The organism is Mesorhizobium sp. M0664 (genome assembly GCF_040320565.1).
Lineage (GTDB): Bacteria > Pseudomonadota > Alphaproteobacteria > Rhizobiales > Rhizobiaceae > Mesorhizobium.
In genome coordinates this window covers 35,662-41,661 of the sequence record NZ_JAMYPW010000053.1, presented here as the reverse complement: position 1 = coordinate 41,661, position 6,000 = coordinate 35,662, and the positions used below count along the sequence as shown (strand labels likewise).

The following is a 6,000-nucleotide window of genomic DNA, read 5'->3' as shown; positions in this document are numbered from 1 at the left end:
CCTATGTCGAGCAGCAGCTCATCACCGTGCTGAAACCCGGCGACATCGTCGTCATGGATAATCTGGGAAGTCATAAGTCGGCGGCGATCAGGCAGATGATCAAGGCTGCCGGCGCCAGGCTTTGGTACCTGCCACCCTACTCCCCCGACCTCAACCCGATCGAGCAGGCCTTCGCCAAGATCAAGCATTGGATGCGACAAGCTCAGAAGCGTACCGTCGAGGACACTTGGCGCCACATCGGCCACCTCGTTGCGACGATCGAACCCGGCGAATGCAAGAACTACTTCGCAAACGCCGGATACGCTTCCGTCAAAACGTGAAAGACTCTAGACCGACAACAAGCGAAATGACTAGGGCGACACCCACCGGAAGATGATGCATACCGGCTTCGTACCGACCGCTCGGATAAACGTCGATGAACGTTTGGAAACACCCCTCACGGACTCAGACCATCCCTAACAAATGGTTAGCCGTCCTCATCGCTGAGCCGGTTTATAGAGAGGAAACCCGCTAGCCGCCCTAAGGCCCCTTCATGGCCCGCCACTGGTTCAACCCTCCGGTCCCCGTCAAGACCGAGCGTCCCGGGTTCATTCGCAACGTCAACAACGCCGAGACAGCCGGCGAGGAGCTGATGAAGTGGACCAAGCGTGGCCCTTGCTGGGATCTCGCGGTGCGCGTTTGCATGGCCGTGATTTTCGATGAGATGGAACCCGAGGAGGCCCGCAAGGCATTCCTGGCTGCTGCAAAAGAGGAGGGGACATTACTCCCCCCAATGACAAGTAGCTAACTTGAGTTGCGGCAACGGTTCTCTGACCAACACCGCCTTCGCGAAAGGAGCCCGCCGCCCGTGAGAAAGGCGACGGACCCCCACAGCGGCTGCACATCCAAGTATCGACCGCTGCAAGCTCTAAACCCGCGAGGGCCTACATCGTTCCTTAGCTGCGGCTAAAGCGGGGTTGGTCAGCGGGCTCTTGGCGCTCTAAGTTCCCCCTTATGGGTCCTCTCTGGTTCTCTCCCCCGGTCTACGTGAAGACGAAACATCCGGGCATTCGCAATGGGGTCAGCCACGTCGAGGGAGCCGCCGAGGAACTCATGGGGTGGGACGCAAAGGGCCCGAAGTGGACCAAGGCGGTCCAATCCTGCGTCGATGCGTTCCAGGGCAGCGCCTCCCCCCAAGAGGTGCGTGAAGCCTTTGAGGCGGCTGCCAAGGAGGCCAACGTGTATCTCTCCCCTGAGTAGGAGGTACAGGGTCTTGGTGTGGTGATCGAGGTATGCACGAGCGTGGTCGTCGCCATCGGGCAGAACCCCTTGGCGGCAAAGCTTGCTCCATGAAATTGATGGCGCCGTCATTATCGAAGCGGCGATGGCGAAATTGGCATGGTGAATGTTTGCAGGCGCTTGAACCCTTGGGAGCATAGCTGTTGGAGGTCATCGATATTGTCTTTTGGTTTCAGGGTGAGTTGCGCCGGCGTTTGTCTGTCTCCAGGCCGGATACAATCAAGCGGTCTTGCGACGGTCCGGACGAACGCAGCGTCAGCGCTGCTCCGCAGCAGCGCGCTGCAGATGGCGGTCGCCAGCCAGCTTGAGGCGCAGTTGCCCGCAACCACTCGCCATCCTCTCCGAGCGGATCGCAGGACAGCTACGCGATTCTGAGCACTGCCAAATCGGCCTAATTTTCCACTGCCGAATGGACGATGAGACGCGTAAGCGAGTTTCCGGACCGGAAGCTATGCGTTGGGTTGCCCAAACGATGCAGAGGCGCTGCTGTGTTGGCGCGACACGCTCGACCGCAGGTGCGGACGGCATAAGAATTTTGGAGAGGCCCGTGATGACTGGGGATTGCGCCGGTATTGGCGACGCGCGAAGACCGGGTCGATATCTGGGCGAAGGCAGCCCCTGCGACGCAACTTCATACCGGAGAATGGAGGCCGCGCTGGGAGGTTGTTGCTTAGGCTACCAACTCAAAGTGATTGTCCGGGAGAGTTCGGCGATGTCGCCATAGATCATCGAACCTGTGACGAGAAAACATTTACCGAGGACTTCGAAGAGTGAGCTTGACGCGGTACAAACCGGCAGGTTCTTCGAATTGGCGTACGTGCCGAGCGTCGCGGTTTCGACCTTACGGTCCTTGGCTTCGGCACAGCCGACACTGATCGCGAGGATTGCGATAGCAATGAGAGTCGTCTTGCTCATATTTTGCCCCTGGAGCCAGCTCTTGTCGGGTAAGTCGCGTGATGCATCAAAGTAGCACCGGCCCACGATCGGGTTCATCCATCGATTGGAGGAAGCGGGCTCATCCATAATTAGCAATATCTTGAGTAAGGCGCCGAGCGCACCAGACTCATGGAACGGCGCGCGCTTTCCATTCGTGACGAGGTGGCGATCACAGCCACAGTCCGCAGACGGGTCACTGAGGACCACGTCAGCGTTTCCATCCCGAGCTATAGCTTTCCGCATTCGATCATCGATCATACCAAGGTGAAGAAGGGGCAGCAGATCGAGCTTACCGGAGAGATCACGCGCTTAGACGAGGAAGGCGGCAGACCGTCGATCTGGGACCGCTGGTGACGATCGACATCGACAAGGTCAGGCTGGTCGACAAGTACAGGACGCCAAAGCGCAAGTAGCCGCTGCGCGACATGGTGGATTAGCTCGCGGACCGCCGCTTATCCACGCGACATCGGTACCACTCAAACGAATGGCAATTTTCCGTCTGAATGCGTTTAGGGTCCATGCTCGGAGACCACGCATGGGTATCGCGCGGGAGACAGTGACTCCCCGTTTCAAGGCGTCGAGATGCTACGAGCACCGAAAAGTCAGTTCCTTAGACCTAAAGATCGGGCGATCTGCCAGCGGGTTGTCGACCAGGTAACCGCCGACGCCAAATGGTACAGCACCCCGATAGACGGTCAGATTCTGGCCTCGACCACGCTGAATCTCTTTCAATCAGGGGTCGTAAACGAAACGAATTTGCTGGCACATGTTCGCGCGCGGCGCCACGACTTCACTGAACTGACAGACTAGTTCTTCACCCTCGCGACATGGGCGCGAAATGTGGTTCTTCGTAATCAGCCGGGCGGTCATGCAGCAAGTTGAGCGCCCGCTTTAGGTCCCGATGCAAATTGTCGATGGCGTCGTAGTGCGGACAGAACGGCCTTAGGGACAACTGCGCGACCCGCAGTTCCTTCGTCAGTAGCCAAGCCTGCCGCTCGATCTTGGCAAGATGATACTCGGAAATCTGTTCATGACGGCGACGGTGCGGCATCCCTCAAATAGGAATATATTCGGCATCCCGTCAAGGCACATAGACTTCGTCCCGCCCTCAACGCATGCGCGCCGCGCGCATTTTGGGGAAGCATGAAAATCAAGTTATGTGCGTTTGTAGCCATCAGCGTTTTGTCGGGCTGCGCTACTCGCCCAGCCGACATCAAGCCCGTGCTGGTTTCGTCCAGCGTATACGCGGGCACGTCCTGCAGCCATTTGGAAGCCGAACTTTTCCGAACGAGTTCCGACCTGGTGCCGATAATGGCCGTACAACACAGGACGGCCCGCCATAACGTGGATGGCGTGTTTTGGCTTGCTTGCCGGTTGGCAGCATGATGGACGACACAGACATCAAGGCAGGTGAAGCCAAGATCGGCGAGCTGAAGGGCAACATGGACGCGATCAACGCAGCCCGACGAAAGGGCGGCTGTGTTGCCGGCACTCTGTAAGCCGCTCCAACGTTAAAATTGTCGGCTTGCTTCCCGCCCTCGCGACTGCGGAGTGGTCGTTCATCGATTGACTCGCGTAATGCACCGGCAGTTAATCTCCCCGCCAGGGCAAAAAGAGGGGCTATGAAACTGGGAGAAAACGATGACTGTCCAAAAAGAAGACTATCGAACCAACAGAGCCGACTACGCCATAGCTGCGATGCATAGCCGAGCGACCGCTGAGGGCGATCGTGACGATTTGGTGGCGAGGAAAAAGTCCCTGTGGGTAACAGATCGGCGATCTGCAAAATTGGCTGCAAACCCGTCCGAAAGCTCGCCAGAACCCAAGGCAAAAGCGCGCGGTAAGTGAATCGTGCCAGCCTCTTACCGCCGCGTACTTCGTTCGCATGGTTCGATTACATTAGATTTATCTAAAATACTAACCAGCCAGTCGAGCATTCCCGAACGCTCGCTGGTCAGGCCCAGCGGCCCCCCTAACCCAAGCTGCTGGGCCGCCACTCAGCCGGCATCCTCGTCCCCTCGTTCGGTCGAAAGCTAGGTGGAACAATCAGGGTGCGCAACTTGTCATCACTGATATTGCCGCTTCACCCCAGCTTTGAGCGTGCGCCCTTCCGCCTGTGCGTGGTTCACCGTTTTTTACATTATTAGCGCACGTTTATAAACGGACATGTTGGTGTAGCTTGTACGTGCCCAAAGCCTCGGCGCAACGACCCAGCGCCGGGGCTTTTTTGCGGTATCCTTGCTCAGCATGTGCCAGATGATCATTGCAAGCTTGCGCGCAGTGGCGACGGCCGCGATGTGCTTCCCGCGGCGCGAGGCGATCCGCTTGTGGGAGGCGCGAAGAGGTCCTGGCGATCGCACAGCCGCCCATGCCGCCTCGACCAGCATCCCCCGCGCATGGCCGCGGCCCTGCTTCGTGATGCGCCCGTGATAGGCTGGCCCCTCACCGGACTGCCGCACGCTCGGATTGAGGCCAAGATAGTCAACGAGCTTCTGTGGATCGCTGAAGCGCCGTATGTCGCCGATTGCCGCGGCAACGCTCGCAGCCACGGTGACGTCGAGGCCGGGCAACGTCGTCAGGCGGCGGATTGTCGGATCCTGGAGGGCATGTAGGGCGATATCCGCCTCGACCACCGTCAGCGCCTCGTTGATCTGGTTAATCAAGCCGAGGTGGCGCTCGATGGCGGCGCGCTCATCCGCAGGCAATATTTGCCTCGTCAGCCATTTGCGCCCGCTGATCCGGGCGAGGTTCCCATGCGGACACGGCGGGATCAGGTGGGCGTGGAGAATCGACTGGATCAGGTTCTTCAGCCGCGAACGCTGGCGAACCAGCTGTGTCCGCCTGGCGACCTGTCTTCAGAGGGCAAGGGTCCCCGGATCCGGAACCCAGACCTCCGGCAGAAAGCCCGAGGCGTAGAGCTTCGCAAGGACAGTGCGTCGATCGTGTCAGTCTTCACCTTCGCGTGCGCGATCATGTGCACCTGCTTGGGATTGGCGATCACGATCCGATGGACGTAGGGCGACAGCACTTCAGCGACGGCAGCAGCATTGCCTGTCGCCTCGATCACCACATGATCATCGTGGGTGAGTTCCTTCCTGGCGAACTCCTCGAGCTTATTGCGCAGCATTTGAACGCGGCCGACCTTGACGATCTCGCCATCAAGCAACGACACGACCTCGGCGGTTACGCGGTGTATGTCCATGCCGATAATACGCACGGTTCCCTCCATCGGTGGTCACGAACAGGGAGCGAGCGGGCAATACGACAGATCCGCACTCGCAGCGCATCCGGGCGAGTCATAGGGCCGGCCAGATAATGTGCTCGAACTCGCAGTTCATCTGCATACGGCGGCCTGCCGCACTTGCGTGCTCCCGGTGCCCCGTGGCCCGGATGCCCGGATGCGCCAAGCTTAAGAACCTGACGACGAACAAACGATGGCACCAAGAACATCATGCCGGATACGGCTTCATCGAGAGCTTCAACGGCAAGGAAGGCGCGTCAACACTCTACGCTACGATTGCTGGCCGCCCGTCGTCACGGCGCATATGCGACGTTCCGTTAGCCGCCGATCGCGTTCCTATCCACGACAATCGCGTGGTGGTACATTCGGTTGATTTGGCGAATGTTTTTTGTCGTCAACTCACCGGGAAACCGGGGAGGTGGTCATGAGAATTATTACCGCTCTAGCATGCGTCGCCCTCCTTGCAGGTTGCACAACGGCAGGCCCCCCAGGGCCCCAAGGGCCTGTCGGTCCACAAGGTCTTCCCGGCAAGCAGGGACCTAGAG

General features: G+C 59.0%; 5 protein-coding genes and 1 pseudogene. 4 read left to right on the top strand and 2 right to left on the bottom strand.

Annotation, left to right across the window (positions count from 1 at the left end; all coding sequences use genetic code 11):
- From NKI39_RS29705 to NKI39_RS29695, 3 genes are all read left to right on the top strand, one after another.
- Positions 1-320, top strand: a 320-nt coding sequence (locus NKI39_RS29705) for a transposase (protein WP_352836287.1), incomplete at its 5' end; no start/stop codon positions are given.
- A 212-nt stretch (positions 321-532) separates the two neighbouring features.
- Positions 533-787 carry a DUF982 domain-containing protein gene (locus tag NKI39_RS29700; RefSeq protein WP_352453556.1) on the top strand — a complete coding sequence of 85 codons (255 nt, stop codon included), beginning with the start codon at positions 533-535 and terminating at the stop codon, positions 785-787.
- A gap of 206 nt (positions 788-993) precedes the next feature.
- Positions 994-1,239: a DUF982 domain-containing protein gene (locus NKI39_RS29695; protein WP_352836284.1), complete on the top strand. Its 246-nt coding sequence runs from the start codon at positions 994-996 to the stop codon at positions 1,237-1,239.
- A 714-nt stretch (positions 1,240-1,953) separates the two neighbouring features.
- On the opposite strand, the gene NKI39_RS29690 is transcribed toward NKI39_RS29695, so the two are convergent.
- Positions 1,954-2,193: a hypothetical protein gene (locus NKI39_RS29690; RefSeq protein ID WP_352836281.1), complete on the bottom strand. Its 240-nt coding sequence runs from the start codon at positions 2,191-2,193 to the stop codon at positions 1,954-1,956.
- Positions 2,194-2,343: 150 nt separating this feature from the next.
- Between NKI39_RS29690 and NKI39_RS29685 the strand changes: the two genes are divergently transcribed.
- Positions 2,344-2,568: a hypothetical protein gene (locus NKI39_RS29685; protein ID WP_352836278.1), complete on the top strand. Its 225-nt coding sequence runs from the start codon at positions 2,344-2,346 to the stop codon at positions 2,566-2,568.
- A gap of 1,883 nt (positions 2,569-4,451) precedes the next feature.
- Here the strand turns inward: NKI39_RS29685 and NKI39_RS29680 are convergent.
- Positions 4,452-5,431: pseudogene (locus NKI39_RS29680) on the bottom strand (IS110 family RNA-guided transposase); the annotation flags it as partial.
- Positions 5,432-6,000: the final 569 nt, after the last annotated feature.